This is a genomic window from Levilactobacillus wangkuiensis (genome assembly GCF_016861605.1).
GTDB classification, from domain to species: Bacteria; Bacillota; Bacilli; order Lactobacillales; family Lactobacillaceae; genus Levilactobacillus; species Levilactobacillus wangkuiensis.
In genome coordinates this window covers 41,207-56,981 of the sequence record NZ_BOLM01000007.1, presented here as the reverse complement: position 1 = coordinate 56,981, position 15,775 = coordinate 41,207, and the positions used below count along the sequence as shown (strand labels likewise).

Here is a 15,775-nt window from a genome sequence, read left to right as displayed (position 1 = left end):
CGATGATTCACGCGACGTTCCATCATGGAACTAACCGAATCGATTCATTCCAAATCACTGGCCACGCTGACTCAGGTGAGTATGGTCAAGACATTGTTTGCGCTGCGGTATCGGTGCTTGCGATTACGACGGTCAATGCTCTACAACGAGTCGCTGAGATTCCAATAGAGGTTGAGAATCGTGATCAGGAGGGTGGCTATCTGGAAGTCCACCTTCCACCAAAGCTGGAAGCAACGGCCGAATTAAAGGGACAAACACTCCTCCAGAGTTTTGCGGATGGGTTAAGAGATGTCGCCACAAATTACGCGGATTACATTCAATTCGCTGAAACCAAAGACTAAATTGCGGAGGTGAAACTTATGCTGATGAACATGAACTTACAATTCTTCTCTCACCATAAAGGTGGTGGGTCTACTGCTAACGGTCGTGACTCTGCTGGTCGTCGTCTTGGGACGAAGGCTGCTGACGGTTCTACTGTTACCGGTGGTTCTATCCTTTACCGCCAACGTGGGACGCACATCTACCCAGGCTTGAACGTAGGCCGCGGTGGTGACGATACTTTGTTTGCCAAGGTTGCTGGCGTCGTTAAATTCGAACGTCTTGGCCGCGACAAGCGTCAAGTATCCGTATACCCAGTTGCAGAAGAAGCAGCTAAATAACACGAGGTTTTCCTCGTAACGACTGAAGAGCTTGAGGCGAGACCAATTCGCTTTGAGTTCTTCTTTTTTCTGCCAAACATCAAGGAGGCTAGGGTTATGACAACTAGAATCGAACGGTTACAGTCCAAATTTGCCACGTTAAGTATCGATAGCTTTTTGGTCTCATCACCCAGTAATCAACGCTACTTAGTTGGGACCAGTGTGGAGCCCGGCGACGGGTACCTGCTGGTCACGGAACACGACGCCGTGTTTATCACGGATGCGCGTTACCAGTCTGAATTAGCAGCGACTATGCCCAACGTGCCGAAAACAATCACCCGCGACTACTTGCAGGCCGTTGATGACGCGTTAGAGGCCGCTGGTGCGACGGTACTGGGGATTGAGGATAGTTTAACCTTAGCCGAATTTGAATGGTTAGATGAGCATTTAATGACCGACATCGTGCCCCTTAGTGGGGTCATCGATGCGCTTCGCCAAATCAAGGAGCCAGCCGAATTGGTAGCCTTGAAACGGGCAACGGCACTGACTAGCGAGGGTGTCCTCGCTTTGCTGGAGGTGTTGAAGCCCGGCATGACGGAGCGGCAAGCGGCCCAGTGGCTCGAACGGTGGATGCAAGACCACGGCGCAACCGGTCCCAGCTTTGGGACTATCGTTGCCAGTGGGGTGCGTTCAGCTTGGCCGCATGGTCAGGCGAGCGACAAGCAATTGGCCAGTGGTGAACTGGTCACGATTGATTGTGGCTTTTACGTGGATGGCTACACCTCTGATGTGACCCGGACGGTTGCCCTGGGAGATCCCGGGACTGCTTTGACGGCAGCCTATCACGCTGTGCAGACCGCACAGGAAAAGATTATGGCAGCGGTTAAACCTGGTGTCACGGGGGATGAGCTGGATATTATTGGTCGGCAGTATTTGACCGATCAGGGTTACGGCGCAGCCTTCATTCACGGTACGGGCCATGGCATTGGCTTGGATATCCACGAGGGTCCGAACATTGGTCGGGGCTGGCCCGACGTGATGGCCCCAAACGAGGTCATCACCGTGGAACCCGGTGTTTACTTTGCCGGTCAGGGTGGCATTCGCATTGAAGACGATTTATTGGTGACGGCAACGGGTCACGAGACCCTCACAACTGTCCCAAGAAATTTAATTATTCTGTAAGTGACTCACCTATCTTGCTTTTTATGGGTAAGAATTGATATTATAAAGAGGACATATTTTAGGAGGCTGACACATTATGGCAATTTCTACTGCTGATTTTAAAAACGGTTTAACGATCGAAGTCGATCACGCAATCTGGCGCATCATTGAGTTCCAACACGTTAAGCCTGGTAAGGGTGGCGCTTTCGTTCGTTCAAAGCTTAAGAACTTACGGACGGGTGCCGTTCAAGAAAAGACTTTCCGTGCCGGTGCTAAGATGGAACGTGCTGATATCCAAACGCGTTCGATGCAATACCTGTACGAAGATGGTAGTAACCGGGTCTTCATGGACACCGACAACTTCGAACAAATCGAAGTGCCAGATGAACAAATCAAGGCACAACTCCCATACTTACAAGAAAACATGAACGTTGACTTGGTACAATACGGTTCCGAAGTTCTCGGTATCGAAGTACCCAACACGGTTGTCTTGGAAGTTGTTGCTACGGAACCAGGTATTAAGGGGAACACCGCTTCTGGTGGTTCCAAGCCTGCTACCATGAACACTGGCTTAGTCGTTCAAGTGCCATTCTTCGTTAACGAAGGCGACAAGCTCTCCATCAACTCAACTGACGGTACGTACATTTCCCGTGCCTAAGTTTTCACACACGTTTAATCAGTAAGGGAGGGTCAACGAATGGCGGAAGATACTAATATCATTTTAGAATCAAAGGAACCCGCTTTGGGTAAGATCGAAGTGGCACCGCAAGTCCTCGAAATTATCGTCGGCATTGCGGCTAGTCAAACCGAAGGCGTCGCACGGATGCGGGGTTCTTTAGCAAATAGCGTCACCGAACTGTTGGGTCGTAAAGAACAACATGGGAAGGGCGTTAAGCTGGTCTTTGATGGCGACGAATTAGCGGTTGACGTTTACGTTTACTTGGATTATGGGGTAGCGGTGCCTAAGGTTGCCTTGGCCATTCAAGATAACGTGAAGCAACAATTGTTGTTCATGACGGACCTCGACTTGCGTGAAGTTAACGTTCACGTGGAAGGCGTCATTCCCGAAAAGACGGCGCAACAGGTCGACCCTGATAACCTGTTTAACCAGAGCGATGAAGGAGATAGTGACCAATAGTGACACTTACACGACATCAAATTCGGGAACGCGCGTTTCAAATGCTTTTTGCCTTGAACGCCAATCCCGATGCCGATCATGATGCGTTGTACCAACGTGTCTTGACGGATGACCCGGACCAAACCGTTCCCGTGCCTGACTACCTCCAGAAGCTCGTGACTGGCGTCTTAGCAAACCAAGCTGACTTGGATGCGAAGATCGACCAGTACCTGAGCACTGGCTGGCAGCTCAAGCGGATTGCCAAAACTGATTTGGTAATCATGCGGATCGCCTTTTATGAAATTGACTACGTGGAAGAAGTGCCTAACCGAGTGGCTGTCAACGAAGCCTTGGAATTAGCCAAGAACTTCAGCGACGACCGTTCTCGGCGGTTCATCAACGGTGTGCTTGCACATACGTTAGATGATGACCCGTTGGATTCACAATCTTAGTCACAAATCGACTGACTGCTAACTTTTAGCGGTCGGTCTTTTTTGTTGCGCCGAATGGGGTCAGTGCGTCGGGTGGAAACGTCAGTGGCCGACAAACATGTGTCGCGAACGAACACCGTCGACGTGCGGCGATGAGTGGGCACTGCGCACGGGGGTGCCGCGCGAAAAATTTGGTAGGGTGCGGACTAATTAAGTCTTCAGCAATCAATTCGTTTAACAGCTCGTCGCCGGGTCATTTTGCGCCGCGATGCAGTCCCGTTTTCAGGTCAACTATGCTAAAATGGTAGGTAACTTGAAATTTACGGGAGGAATAACTTCATGACGACCATTATCGACGGCAAACAACTGGCGAAAGACCTCAATGCGCAAACCAAGGACCGGGTGGCAACGCTCGCGCAACGCGGTGTCGTTCCAGGTCTGGCAGTGATTATTGTGGGCGAAGACCCCGCCAGTGCCATTTACGTGCGCAACAAGCACAAGAAGGCCGGCCAACTTGGCATCAATTCCGTGGTTCGGCAGCTTCCCGCAACCATTTCACAAACAGAACTTTTACAAGTTGTTAATGAGTATAATGCGGACCCAGCAATTCATGGTATCTTGGTGCAATCGCCGTTACCAGAGGGCCTGGATGAACAAACCGTGGTCGCTCAGATTGATCCGGCGAAGGACGTGGACGGGTTCCATCCCTTAAACGTTGGTCGCTTATTTGCCAACTTGCCAGGACACCATCCCGTTTCCTGCACGCCACGAGGAATTATGACCATGTTGAATTCACTCCCGGTTCATTTACGGGGGAAACACGCGGTCGTCGTTGGTCGCAGTATGATTGTGGGTCGGCCCATGGCTTCCATGCTGTTGAACGCCGATATGACGGTCAGCATCGCCCACATCTACACCAAGAATCTTAGCGAATTGACGCGAACGGCTGACGTGCTGGTTGTCGCGACCGGGGTGACCCATTTGATCAAGGAAACCGACGTGAAACCGGGTGCTATCGTCATTGACGTGGGGATGGATCGCGATGAAAACGGTAAATTGACCGGAGACGTGGACTTTGACGGCGTCGTTAAGCGGGCCGGTGCCATTACGCCCGTTCCGGGGGGCGTGGGTCCCATGACGATTGCCACACTAATGCAACAGACAGTTGACCTTTGCGAGTGGAGTGAGGAACTTGGCACAAACTGATTATTTAACGGTCACGGCGCTGACCCAGTATTTAAAACGAAAATTTGACGTCGATCCATACTTAGGCAAGGTGTATCTGACGGGTGAAATCTCTAACTTTCGGCTCCGGCCGCACGCCCACCAGTACTTTAGCTTAAAGGACGATCACGCGAAAATTAGTGCCATTATGTTCAAATCAGCCTTTGAGAAGCTGAAATTTACCCCGGAAACCGGGATGAAGGTCCTGGTGACGGGCCGCATTTCTCTGTACGAACCCACGGGAAACTATCAAATTTACGTGGAACGTATGGAGCCAGACGGTGTTGGTCAGCTGTATCAGGCCTATGAACAGTTGAAGCAAAAACTGGCCGATGAGGGCTTATTTACCGCGCCTAAACGGCCATTACCGCGCTTCCCTAAGCGAATCGCGGTCGTGACCAGTCCCAGTGGGGCCGTGATTCGAGACATTATTACCACAACCCGGCGGCGCTTTCCCATTGCACAGATTGTGCTTTTCCCGGCCGTTGTGCAGGGAGATGCGGCCGCGGCCGACATCGTTCGCCAGATTCAACGGGCCAACGCCAATGGCTCATTTGATACCCTGATTATTGGTCGGGGTGGTGGGTCAATCGAAGACCTGTGGCCATTTAACGAGGAAATTGTGGCACGGGCCATTGCAGCCAGTGAATTGCCAATCATTTCTTCGGTTGGACATGAAACGGATACCACGATTGCCGACCTGGTGGCCGATGTGCGGGCAGCAACGCCCACAGCGGCAGCCGAATTGGCCGTTCCAGTTTTGAGTGACGAATTGCTCAAACTGAGCCAACAACGGACGCGATTATTGAATGCCATGAGTAACCGAATCAACTTCCAACAGGAACGCCTGAATAAGTTAATGACGGCCTACGTGTTCCGACAGCCCCAGCGGTTGTACGAGACCTACGTAGAGCGCCTGGACCGCGCGCAGCAGGCCCTGATGCGGAACATGCAAACGCAGGTCCGTCAACGGCAGCAGCGCTTTGCGTTGGCCCAACAAGGCCTACTCGGGCAGTCGCCGCTGGAACGGGTTCATCGCGACCAGCTCCTGGTGAGCCAGACGTCGGCCCGTTTGAACACGGAAGCCAAGCGGTATTTAACCAATCAACAGAAACAAGTGGCCCAATTAATCAATGGACTGGATTATTTAAGCCCACTTAAGATTATGGGGCGGGGCTATAGCTACGTGACCCAAAATGATCACGTGGTTCGTAGCGTGAATGACTTAAAAGTCGCCCCAGCGACGATCCATCTGAGTGATGGCACGGCTGAAGCCGATATTAAGACGATTACACCAACATCGGAGGACAAACATGAGTGATGAAAAGCAACCAACATTTGAAGAGAATTTAACGACCTTAGAAACCATCGTTTCCCAACTGGAACAGGGAGACATTCCGTTGGAACAAGCCCTGGACCAATTTCAAAAGGGTGTCGCGCTGAGCAAGAGTCTGCAATCGACCCTCCAGGACGCTGAAAAGACGTTGACGACCATGATGAATGATTCCGATCAGGAAGTCGCCTTTGAAACGCCACAAGGGGGCAACGGTGATGCCGATTGATGACCAGCTCCAGCAGTTTGAAACGACCTGGGTACCGCGCTTAAATGCGCCGTTAAAGGCAGCTATTGCCACGGATAGTGGGGATGCTCGCTTGGCTGAAGCCATGAGTTACTCCGTTTTAGCCGGGGGCAAGCGTTTGCGGCCACTATTAACGGTGGCGACTCTCCAGACGCTGGGGCGGTCCTTTGACGACCAGCGTGATTGGCGACCCGTCATGGCGTTGGAACTACTCCACACCTATTCGTTGATTCATGATGATTTGCCGGCAATGGATAACGATGCCTTGCGGCGGGGAGAACCCACCAATCACATGAAGTTTGGTGCCGGTATGGCGACGTTAGCCGGTGATGGCCTGCTGACGTTGGCCTTTCAATGGCTGACGGCGACGGACTTACCCGCAGCGACCCAGGTGGCGCTGACCCAGGCCCTCGCTGTTGCGGCGGGACCACACGGTATGGTTGCCGGACAGGCCAAGGACGTGCAGAATGAGCACGTGGACCTGCCGATGGCTAAGTTGCGCGTCTTGCACCGGGAAAAGACCGGGGCACTGCTCCACTATGCCGTTCAGGCGGGATTGATTCTGAGTGAAGCACCAGAAGCGCAGTGGGCACCGTATCTGGAATTTGCTGACGCCTTTGGGCTGGCCTTTCAGATCTACGATGATATCTTAGACGTGGTCAGCACGCCTGCAGAATTGGGCAAGGCCACGCAAAAGGATGCCGGAGAGGCCAAGAATACCTATCCAGGTAAACTGGGCCTGGCGGGCGCTAATCAGGCGCTGATTGCCACGATTCAAAGCGGTCAGGCGGCCTTGGCCAAGGTGCCAGCTAGTGTAGATACAACGCTCCTCGCGGCTTTCTTTAGTTACTTTGATACGAAACGGGTGAATGCATGAAAAAGAAACGAGTTGCCGACTTATTAGTTGAACAGGGACTTTATACATCTTTAGATGACGCCAAGCGTGCCGTCATGGCTGGGGAAATCTTAGGAAAAAATGAGGAACGGTTGGATAAGCCGGGATCCATGATTCCAGCAGACACCGAACTTCATTTGAAGGGCCATCCCTTGCCATACGTGTCACGGGGCGGTTTCAAGTTGGCTAAGGCGTTAACTAGTTTTGATATCGACGTGACCGACCGTGTCGTCCTGGATATTGGCTCCTCGACGGGTGGGTTCACAGATGTCATGCTCCAAAACGGTGCGCAGTTAAGCTATGCGCTGGACGTTGGAAGCAACCAGCTGGTCTGGAAGCTCCGGCAAGATCCACGGGTCATTGTGATGGAGCACACCAATTTTCGCTACAGTAAGTTAAGTGACTTCACCAAAGGCCAACCCACCTTTGCCTCCATCGATGTCTCCTTCATCTCCTTGAAGATGATTTTGCCGCCATTGAAGGGCATCCTGGCGACAGATGGTGACGTGGTTGCACTGATCAAGCCCCAATTTGAAGCGAACCGCGACGATGTCGGTAGTCATGGAATCGTTCGTGACCGCGCCGTCCATACCCGCGTGGTGCAAATGATTATTGATTTTGCAGTTGCCACGGGATATAGCGTATTAGGTTTAGATTTTTCACCGATTCGGGGTGGCGAAGGGAATATTGAATTCCTGGTTCACTTACAGTCAGTTGATAAAAATGCAGTCTGTGCAAGTAATGTATCGGTTGAACAAACGATTGATGCTGCTTATAAGAGCCTACAACAATAGATTATGAGAAATTTATGAGAATTTACTTTCCAAATACTTAGGTCTGGTATATGATAAGATTATGCATTTTTATCACATAAGGGGGGCTAGGTATGAAGAAGCAGGAACGCCAGCAATTACTCAAACGATTACTGACATCACGAGAAATTGAACGGCAGGAGGATTTCGTCCGGCTATTAGATGAGGACGGGATTCACGTGACGCAAGCGACCATTTCACGGGATATCAAGGAGATGCAGCTGGTTAAGCTGCCAGCTGAGTCTGGTGGCTACCGCTACAGTCTACCCGTCCAAAAGAAAATTGATACGCAGAAAAAGTTACAGCGGACGTTACAAAACGCCTACATATCTTTTGCGGTTCAGGACCAATTCACCATTTTGAAGGTTCTACCAGGCAACGGTCCAGTAGTGGCCTCATTACTGGATCAAATGCGTTATGACTTTATTTTTGGGACGGTAGGCGATGATAGTTCCGTCTTGACCGTTTGTGTTTCCCATCAGGGTGCCTTACAATTAGAAAAGACGATTGACCGCATGATTGCGGATTAGAAACGACCGGACCACGACTGACGACCAGCAAGAGCTGATGAACAGCGGTGGTCTTTTATTTAGGGGGTCACAACGTGTTACAAGAGCTGTCAATTAAAAACTTTGCCATTATCGACCGACTGAACGTCGCCTTTAAGAATGGGATGACCGTGCTGACCGGGGAAACCGGGGCCGGGAAATCAATTATTATTGATGCGGTCGGTCTATTGGCTGGGGGTCGTGGATCGGCCAATTTTGTGCGTACCGGAACGGACAAAGCCATTATTCAAGGGAGTTTTATTTTTCCCACCGGCGGCACGACTTATCAAGTTCTAGACGAGTTGGGTATCGACCATGATGATGGAAGCGTGATTCTCCAGCGTGAAATTCATCAAAATGGCCGCAACACCTGTCGAGTCAATGGCATGCTGGTGAATACCAACACGTTGAAGCGCATTGGCGAAACGGCCGTTGATATTCATGGGCAAAACGAACACCAGGAACTCATGCAGCCAGAAAAACATCTGGGGATGCTCGATGAGTTCGCTGGCAGCTCGGTCGCAAAATTGCGGCAGCGCTACCAGGCCGTGTATCAGCAATATACCCAATTACAGGCAACCTTAGAAAATAAACGGGCCAACGAAAAAGAGTGGGCCCAGCATTTAGATATGCTGAAGTTTCAGGTCAACGAAATCGAATCGGCCCAGCTCCAACCCGGTGAGGAAGAAAGCTTGGTTGCTGAACGGGAACGACTGGATAATTTCCAGAAAATCAACGACGCCTTACAGTTGGTGCAAATTACCTTAACCGGTGAGGATACGGCTCCCGGGGCCAATGACCAAATCAGTGGCGCCATGCAAGCCATGCAGGGTATCGCTGATTTTGATCCGGCCTTTAAGCAGATTGCTAGTAGCCTGGAGACGGCCTACTACGCCTTAAGTGATGCGGTCGGGGATGTCTCTTCTCAATTGGATTTGCTGGAGTGGGACGAAGGTCGGCTCGACGAGATTGAACGGCGGTTAGACGTCATCAACCAGTTGAAGCGTAAGTACGGCGATTCCGAAGCCCAAGTTCTGAAATACTTTGATAAGATTGCGGCGGAACTTAAGCAAATGCAGGCTACCGATGAGACGGCTGACGACCTCGAGTCACAGGTTGCGACCCAACGGACGACACTATTGAAGCTGGGAGAACAGCTCAGTAAGGCCCGCAAACAGTCTGCCGATAAGCTGGAAACGGCCATTCATGGTGAACTGGCTGACCTATACATGGATAAGACGGTCTTTGCTGTGCACTTTACGCGGTCCAAGACCCAACCGATTCTCAGCACCGGACTGGATCACGTGGAGTTTTATTTGCGGACCAATCCCGGCGAAGCCATGCGGCCATTGGCCAAAATTGCTTCCGGTGGGGAACTCTCACGAATCATGCTGGCCTTGAAGACGATTTTCTCCGAGTCACAGGGGATTACCTCGATTATCTTCGATGAAGTGGATACCGGGGTCAGTGGTCGGGTGGCCCAAGCGATTGCCGAGAAGATTAGTGGCATTGCCCAGGCCTCTCAGGTCTTATGTATCACGCATTTGCCGCAAGTGGCAGCCATGGCGGATCACCATTACTTTATTGCTAAGGAAATTAAGGGTAACCGGACCGAAACGCAATTGACGCGGTTGAGTGAACACGACCGAATCAGCGAAATTGCGCGGATGTCTGCCGGAACTCAGGTCACCAAGCTAGCGATGGAGCACGCCAACGAGTTATTAGGCTTGGCTGATGAAGTGAAGGCGAAACGGCCAAAGAAGGCGTAGGTTTTGCGTTACGACTAGTGTTGGTAGGACTGAGGGGTGGTAAAAATGACTAAAACCAGAATTGTGGTCTATCCAACAGTTTTTATTCACGATACAGAAACAGATACAATGACGGTTATTTTTCCAGACGTGCCTAGTGCGATTAGCCAAGCGGCGACGTTGGGCAAGGCCATGCTAAATGCGCAAGAAGTTCTAGGACTCATGCTCTATGATGTGCAGGACCTGCCTACTGCATCATCGCTTGAACAGGTCCAGGCAGCTTATCCGCACGACCAGGTCCAATTGACGGCGGTTGATTTGAGCACAGTCGCTAAGGATAGTCACACACCGACAAATCAGGCATCTTAATTGGTGCCTGGTTAGACAATTTATTTAAAAAATTGCGTCAACTCTCCGTGAGCTAAACGGGTGAGTTGGCGCCTTTTATTTAGCTGTTAGTTTCAGGTGTATATGAATATGCCCTTAATCTATTGCCGCCTTTGCGGTATACTAGACCCAATGAAGTAACAAATTGAACGAGGTGTGAAATGTGGGTAAGCGTATTGGATTAATTGGATTCAGCTTGATGGTGACGCTACTGATTTTACTAGGATTTCAGAGTAGCGCTCAGGCCAGCAGCATTGATAACAATGTTCAGGGACTGAGTGCGCCCAGCAAGGTGGAAGAAGAGACCGGGGATAACACGTATACACCGGTGACCGATCCGACCGCGCCGCTCAAGTCGGGACAAAATTACCGGTTGTCGTATACGTGGAAGGTCGCCGACAATACGGCGATTAGTGATGGCGATACGGCGACGGTCACGTTGCCTGATTCTGCCAGCCATGGCTACGTTAAATTTGACGTGACAACTGGGGATCAAACGGCGACCAAGGTCGGGGACTTTTTACTTCCCGCTGACGATGGGCACACGGCAACGATTACGTTTAACAACGCTTTGGCCAATGCCAACACCTATCACCAAGGAACGCTAACCTTTAATGTCACGGGGACTAGCGGAACAGCCACGGGTGGTGGTAACGATTATGTCGTGGCAAAGAACGGCTGGATTCAAAAGAGTGATTACAACGACGCTGGTATTCCCAAGCAAGCCGTTTGGCAAATCGTGTTTAATCCGACGGCTAAGAACATGGGGACCGTCAAGCTGACGGATACGTTGGGGGCCTACCAGACTTATGTGGCTGGTTCCGTGTCAGCGACGAACGAAACGACCGGCGACAAGGTCACCCCGACCGTTGTGAGTGACGGCTCGAAGCTGACCATGACCTTTACGAATGTGACTGGGAAAATCTCGCTGTCCTACTATGCCAAGGTGGACACGACGGCCTTTACCGGGCAAACGAGTGGTTACCTCAGCAACAACGTTGATCTGTCAGCGGCCGATGGTGAATCGGGCAGTGCCGGCACCGGTTCGGGTTCTGGGTCGAATCCAGACAATCCGACGATGACGGCCGATTCCCACAAGAATGTGCAATGGGGCGGGAGTGCCACGATTGGTGGCGACTACATTGGCAGTGTCACGCTGACCAAGACGGCCGCTGATCAAGCTACGGTCCTGAGCGGCGCCGAATATACCCTGCAAAAGTTGAATCCAGCGACGGGGATGTACGAAGACTTGCAAACGAAGATGACCACCGATTCCCATGGGGTGATCAACGACTACGGGTTAGCCGCCGGCACGTATCAATTTGTGGAAACACAGGCGCCAAGTGGTTACCAGTTAAACACCACACCGGTCCCATTTGTGATCAGTGCGACCAATAAGGATGCCCATCAGACAGTGACCCAGGCGGATAGCCAGGGAACGGTTAAATTAACCAAATTTGATAAAAGCTCGCAGGACAAGTTAGCCGGCGCGATTTATGCATTGGCCTACGGCAGTGGTTGGCAGGATCACGAGGTTGGCGCACCGGTCTCCGCCGATGAGTACACTACCGGCGATGACGGCACGCTGACGGTGACGGGCCTGGCCCCAGGAAACTACGAATTTATCGAAGAGCAGGCACCAACCGGTTATCTGACGAATACCACGCCAATGCCATTTACCATTAGTGGCACTGAGCAGCGAGATAACGTGGTCAATGTTAAGCAGGACGATGTCTTTGCCACGGAGTCTAGCAGTAGTCCAAGTTCAAGTACTAGTGTTAGTTCGAACACCTCTAGCGTCAGTTCAAGTGCCTCCAGTCAGGATTCGTCGGTGACGAGTGAGACGGAGAGCACCAGTAGCGCAAGTTCTTCCGTGTCGGGCGGTTCTAGCCAAAGCAGTGAGACGACCGTTTCCAGTGCGACGGACTCTAGTCAAGAGTCGGACACATCGATTACATCTAGTACGAGTAGTTCTGGATTAAGTGATTCAAGCACGGGGAGCTCGAGTTCCAGCAGCGTCTCGTCGAATACTTACACGGTACCAAGCGCGAGCTCGTCTCAGTCACAACCGGGTTCGGAGCCATCTAGTGCTAAGAGTACCAGTTCGGAATCGACGTCTGTTTCCAGTTCTTCCGATAGTATGAGTAGTGGTGGGAGTGCTGACCGGGTAACCTCGTCCAGCGTCTCCAGCTCCAGTTCATCGATTAGTCGGGGAACAACCGTTGTGACAACATCGAGCCACGCCTCTTCAACACCAACAATCAGTTCCAGTGCGCCAGCAACGGCGGAGTCACAGAATCATATTTTGCCACAGACCAATGAAGGTAAAGGGGTCTTGGCTTTGATGGTCGGGCTAGTTCTGTTAGGCGTTGGCACGAGTGCTTGGCAGTGGCACCGGACGCATTAAACGAAAAATAGAGTGAATTTTAAGATCCAGCGGTGGTATCAGGAACCGCTGGATTTTTTATGCGCAAAGGCAACTAACTGTGTGAGTGTCATTTATTGCAGCAACTTATTTACACACTTCATATATTTAATACGAGTTTATTCGTTCAATTGCGTTATACTTGAGTTAAAACAAGTAATCAAATGTATGGGGTGTGTTTCTAATGTGGAAAAAGATTGGACTCTGGGGTTTAGGGTTGTTGACCATGGTGTTAGTTTTTATGGGTGGTTCAGTGGTCGCTAAGGCAGATGGTGAATCGCTGGATGGTCAGGTCGAGGGGGTGGATGCGCCTAAGGAAGTAAGAATGTACGATGCTTCAAAGCCAGGCCAGTTAGGCGCTGAAGTTCAGACAAACTCGCCGATGAGCTATCAATATCTGTCAGGAAATTATTACCACTTAATTTATCAGTACACTTTTAAACCTGGGACTAAGATAACGGATAAAAGTTATGTGACAGTTCACTTGCCAACTCAGAATATTGATTCTCAAGTGAATCCTATATCTGTAACGAAGAGTGACACAGATTCGACGATTGTGGGTAATTTTTCGAAGAATGAAGACCCTAAGGTAACTACAGGGCGGCTAACGTATAATGCTACTTTAGCAGGTGACGATGTGCTTACTACCGGGAAGCTGGACGTCATCGTAAGAGGGTCCTACATCAATAGTGAAAATACTGGGGGAGAATCACCTAATGTAGTTGATAAGAGCGGTTGGTGGGATTCTAAAAACAATAAAATTACTGTTGATACACCTGCTGGCGACCCAGTCACCTATCCAACAAAAACTGGCTGGAATGTTGTTTTTAATTCCGATGAGAAAAATATGGGGGATGTGACGCTGGTTGATACTTTTGGTCCGTATCAAACGTACAGTCCTGACTTTCTTGGCGCGACGGAAACCAAAGATGGTGTTAAGAAGGAAATTAATTTTGCTGATAGTCAGCAAGCAGAAATGACTTTAAATGGATCTGAAATGAAATTTGTTTTTAAGAACGTGACCGGTGAAATAAGTCTGCAGTATTATGCAACTGTAGATTACCAAACGTTGATTGATCAAAAACTATTGGGTGGTCACCTGAGTAATTATGTAGAACTAACAGCGGAAGACGGCGAAACGGGTAGTTCAGGAGAAGTACCTGGATCTGGGGATGATTCTGGCGTACCATCAGTTTCTGGAAAATCACATAATGATATTCCTTGGGGAACCGGTGGTGGTTCAGGGACCATTGATGGTTCTAATTTTATGGGTAGTCTGGTATTTACGAAGCAGGATGCCACGGATGAGAGTAAGGCGCTTAAAAATGCTGTTTATACCTTGCAAAAGAAAGACGATGCAGGTAACTTTACGGACTTTATGACGTTCTCAACTGATTACAAAGGGTCATTTTCAACTGACAGTTTACCGATGGGGACTTATCGTGTTCAGGAAACGACAGCACCAGTCGGGTACCAGCTTAACCCAGCGCCGTCAAAGGAGTTTAAAGTTGATATTACCAATGTAATTGTCAATATTTCGCAGGATGATGAACCTTACAAAGTGACATTAACTAAGAGCGATGAAAAAGATACGAAGAAATTGGCCAATGCTGTCTACCGGTTGTACTATGCTGGCACCAAAGAGTTAGCCAGCAACCTCACCTACAAAACGGATGCCAACGGCCAACTGACCATCAGTCCCATCGCCAAGGGCAGCTACGATTTCATTGAGCAAACCCCACCTGCTGGTTATAAGCTGGATCAAACACCGATTCCGTTTACAATTAGTGATGATAAAGAATCGACATCGCCCAATGATGGGCCGAATGCAGTCGTTTCACAGGCTGACGAGAGTAGCATTCCTACACCAGGCACAGACACCGGGAGTAGTAGTTCGAGTTCCAGTAACTCCTCGAACTCCAGCAATTCGACAAGCTCAAGTTCCAGCAGTTCATCATCGTCCAGCTCCAGCACTTCAACGAGTTCATCGACCCGGACGTCGACATCAACTTCAACGTCCAGCTCTAATTCTGTAGACTCAAGCAGTCGGCACGGTGACAGAGTGGGGTCTACGCCCGTTCCGCGTGCCTCGTCATCTAATCATGGCGGTGGCGCCGGCACCATCACGGGTAACCAGGCTTCGTCTGCTAAGCACCATAGTCAGGCCAATGGTCTTTTGCCTAAGACCAACGAAGCCAAGTCAATCTTCGCAGCCTTAGGTGGCTTACTGTTGATTGGCGGTAGCCTCAGCGTTTGGCAGTATCGCCGGACACGGAAAAGCTAAAAATTGGTAAAAAAACGGCCATGATAGGCGAGTGACTATCATGACCGTTTAGCTTACTTAACACGTTGGACCGAACGTAAGAGTTCCGGAGTCACAATGGTGGTAAGTTGTTTGTTCTGTTTTAAAGTGAGGTGACCAGCCAAGTCCTGTTTTAACTGACCGATCACAGTGGCGGGTGCCATCTCAGGCGCTGCCTTAAATTGGAGGCGGACTAAGTAATGACGGTCCAATGCCTGTTGTAGGAATAAGGTTAATTGAAAGGCGGGCATTTGGGCGTAAACGACCTGGCCGTTAATGACGGGTAAGGGACTGAACAGGGTCTGTGATAGGGTGGTTACCCGATCAGACAGGGTAACGCGTTTTGCGATTGAATTTTGCATGCTGATCACCTCGAACGTTTGTTTGTATTTTTATTATACGAACACTTGTTTGGAATTGCAAGCCTTTTTGTTCGTAACTTTTTTCGTCAAGGTGGTTAACCAGGTTGAAGTGCCGAGCTGACTCGGTTTAACGACAGGATTTTTA

The 15,775-nt window shown here is 50.3% G+C and carries 17 protein-coding genes; 16 read left to right on the top strand and 1 reads right to left on the bottom strand.

The genetic code is table 11. The features are described 5' to 3' along the window. The first annotated feature begins 2 nt into the window (after window positions 1-2). From JUF13_RS06845 to JUF13_RS06770, 16 genes are all read left to right on the top strand, one after another. Window positions 3-341: a ribosomal-processing cysteine protease Prp gene (locus tag JUF13_RS06845; protein WP_203638741.1), complete on the top strand. Its 339-nt coding sequence runs from the start codon at window positions 3-5 to the stop codon at window positions 339-341. 24 nt (window positions 342-365) lie between these two features. Further along, window positions 366-659 (top strand): 50S ribosomal protein L27, encoded by a 294-nt coding sequence (gene rpmA, locus JUF13_RS06840; RefSeq protein ID WP_269801535.1) that lies wholly within the window; start codon window positions 366-368, stop codon window positions 657-659. 96 nt (window positions 660-755) lie between these two features. Further along, a complete protein-coding gene (locus tag JUF13_RS06835; protein ID WP_203638739.1) occupies window positions 756-1,820 on the top strand; it encodes a M24 family metallopeptidase in 1,065 nt (354 codons plus the stop codon). A gap of 76 nt (window positions 1,821-1,896) precedes the next feature. Beyond that, complete coding sequence (gene efp / locus JUF13_RS06830) at window positions 1,897-2,457, top strand: elongation factor P (RefSeq protein WP_125765959.1); 561 nt, start codon at window positions 1,897-1,899, stop codon at window positions 2,455-2,457. Window positions 2,458-2,496: 39 nt separating this feature from the next. Next, window positions 2,497-2,937 carry an Asp23/Gls24 family envelope stress response protein gene (locus JUF13_RS06825; protein WP_125582857.1) on the top strand — a complete coding sequence of 147 codons (441 nt, stop codon included), beginning with the start codon at window positions 2,497-2,499 and terminating at the stop codon, window positions 2,935-2,937. Next, a complete protein-coding gene (gene nusB / locus JUF13_RS06820) occupies window positions 2,937-3,368 on the top strand; it encodes a transcription antitermination factor NusB (RefSeq protein WP_203638737.1) in 432 nt (143 codons plus the stop codon). The genes JUF13_RS06825 and nusB overlap by 1 nt, the downstream gene beginning before the upstream one ends. 318 nt (window positions 3,369-3,686) lie before the next feature. After that, a complete protein-coding gene (folD, locus tag JUF13_RS06815) occupies window positions 3,687-4,553 on the top strand; it encodes a bifunctional methylenetetrahydrofolate dehydrogenase/methenyltetrahydrofolate cyclohydrolase FolD (RefSeq protein WP_203638735.1) in 867 nt (288 codons plus the stop codon). Next, entirely contained in the window at window positions 4,540-5,892 is a 1,353-nt protein-coding gene (gene xseA / locus JUF13_RS06810; protein ID WP_203638733.1) for an exodeoxyribonuclease VII large subunit, read from the top strand. The genes folD and xseA overlap by 14 nt, the downstream gene beginning before the upstream one ends. After that, window positions 5,885-6,133 (top strand): exodeoxyribonuclease VII small subunit, encoded by a 249-nt coding sequence (locus JUF13_RS06805; RefSeq protein WP_125582865.1) that lies wholly within the window; start codon window positions 5,885-5,887, stop codon window positions 6,131-6,133. Before xseA ends, JUF13_RS06805 begins: the two co-directional genes overlap by 8 nt. Next, entirely contained in the window at window positions 6,123-7,028 is a 906-nt protein-coding gene (locus tag JUF13_RS06800) for a polyprenyl synthetase family protein (protein WP_203638732.1), read from the top strand. The genes JUF13_RS06805 and JUF13_RS06800 overlap by 11 nt, the downstream gene beginning before the upstream one ends. Then, window positions 7,025-7,840 carry a TlyA family RNA methyltransferase gene (locus JUF13_RS06795; protein ID WP_203638731.1) on the top strand — a complete coding sequence of 272 codons (816 nt, stop codon included), beginning with the start codon at window positions 7,025-7,027 and terminating at the stop codon, window positions 7,838-7,840. The genes JUF13_RS06800 and JUF13_RS06795 overlap by 4 nt, the downstream gene beginning before the upstream one ends. Before the next feature lie 92 nt (window positions 7,841-7,932). After that, window positions 7,933-8,388, top strand: coding sequence for an arginine repressor (locus JUF13_RS06790; protein WP_125765952.1), 456 nt, complete (start codon window positions 7,933-7,935; stop codon window positions 8,386-8,388). Window positions 8,389-8,462: 74 nt separating this feature from the next. Next, window positions 8,463-10,175 carry a DNA repair protein RecN gene (gene recN / locus JUF13_RS06785; RefSeq protein ID WP_203638730.1) on the top strand — a complete coding sequence of 571 codons (1,713 nt, stop codon included), beginning with the start codon at window positions 8,463-8,465 and terminating at the stop codon, window positions 10,173-10,175. A gap of 45 nt (window positions 10,176-10,220) precedes the next feature. Beyond that, window positions 10,221-10,523, top strand: coding sequence for a type II toxin-antitoxin system HicB family antitoxin (locus JUF13_RS06780; RefSeq protein ID WP_203638729.1), 303 nt, complete (start codon window positions 10,221-10,223; stop codon window positions 10,521-10,523). A gap of 181 nt (window positions 10,524-10,704) precedes the next feature. After that, window positions 10,705-12,948, top strand: coding sequence for a SpaA isopeptide-forming pilin-related protein (locus JUF13_RS06775; RefSeq protein WP_203638728.1), 2,244 nt, complete (start codon window positions 10,705-10,707; stop codon window positions 12,946-12,948). Window positions 12,949-13,150: 202 nt separating this feature from the next. Further along, window positions 13,151-15,250 carry an MSCRAMM family protein gene (locus JUF13_RS06770; RefSeq protein WP_203638727.1) on the top strand — a complete coding sequence of 700 codons (2,100 nt, stop codon included), beginning with the start codon at window positions 13,151-13,153 and terminating at the stop codon, window positions 15,248-15,250. Between the two features lie 53 nt (window positions 15,251-15,303). Here JUF13_RS06770 and JUF13_RS06765 read toward each other — a convergent pair whose 3' ends face one another. Continuing rightward, window positions 15,304-15,630, bottom strand: a complete 327-nt coding sequence (locus JUF13_RS06765) for a hypothetical protein (RefSeq protein ID WP_203638717.1) — start codon at window positions 15,628-15,630, stop codon at window positions 15,304-15,306. Window positions 15,631-15,775: the final 145 nt, after the last annotated feature.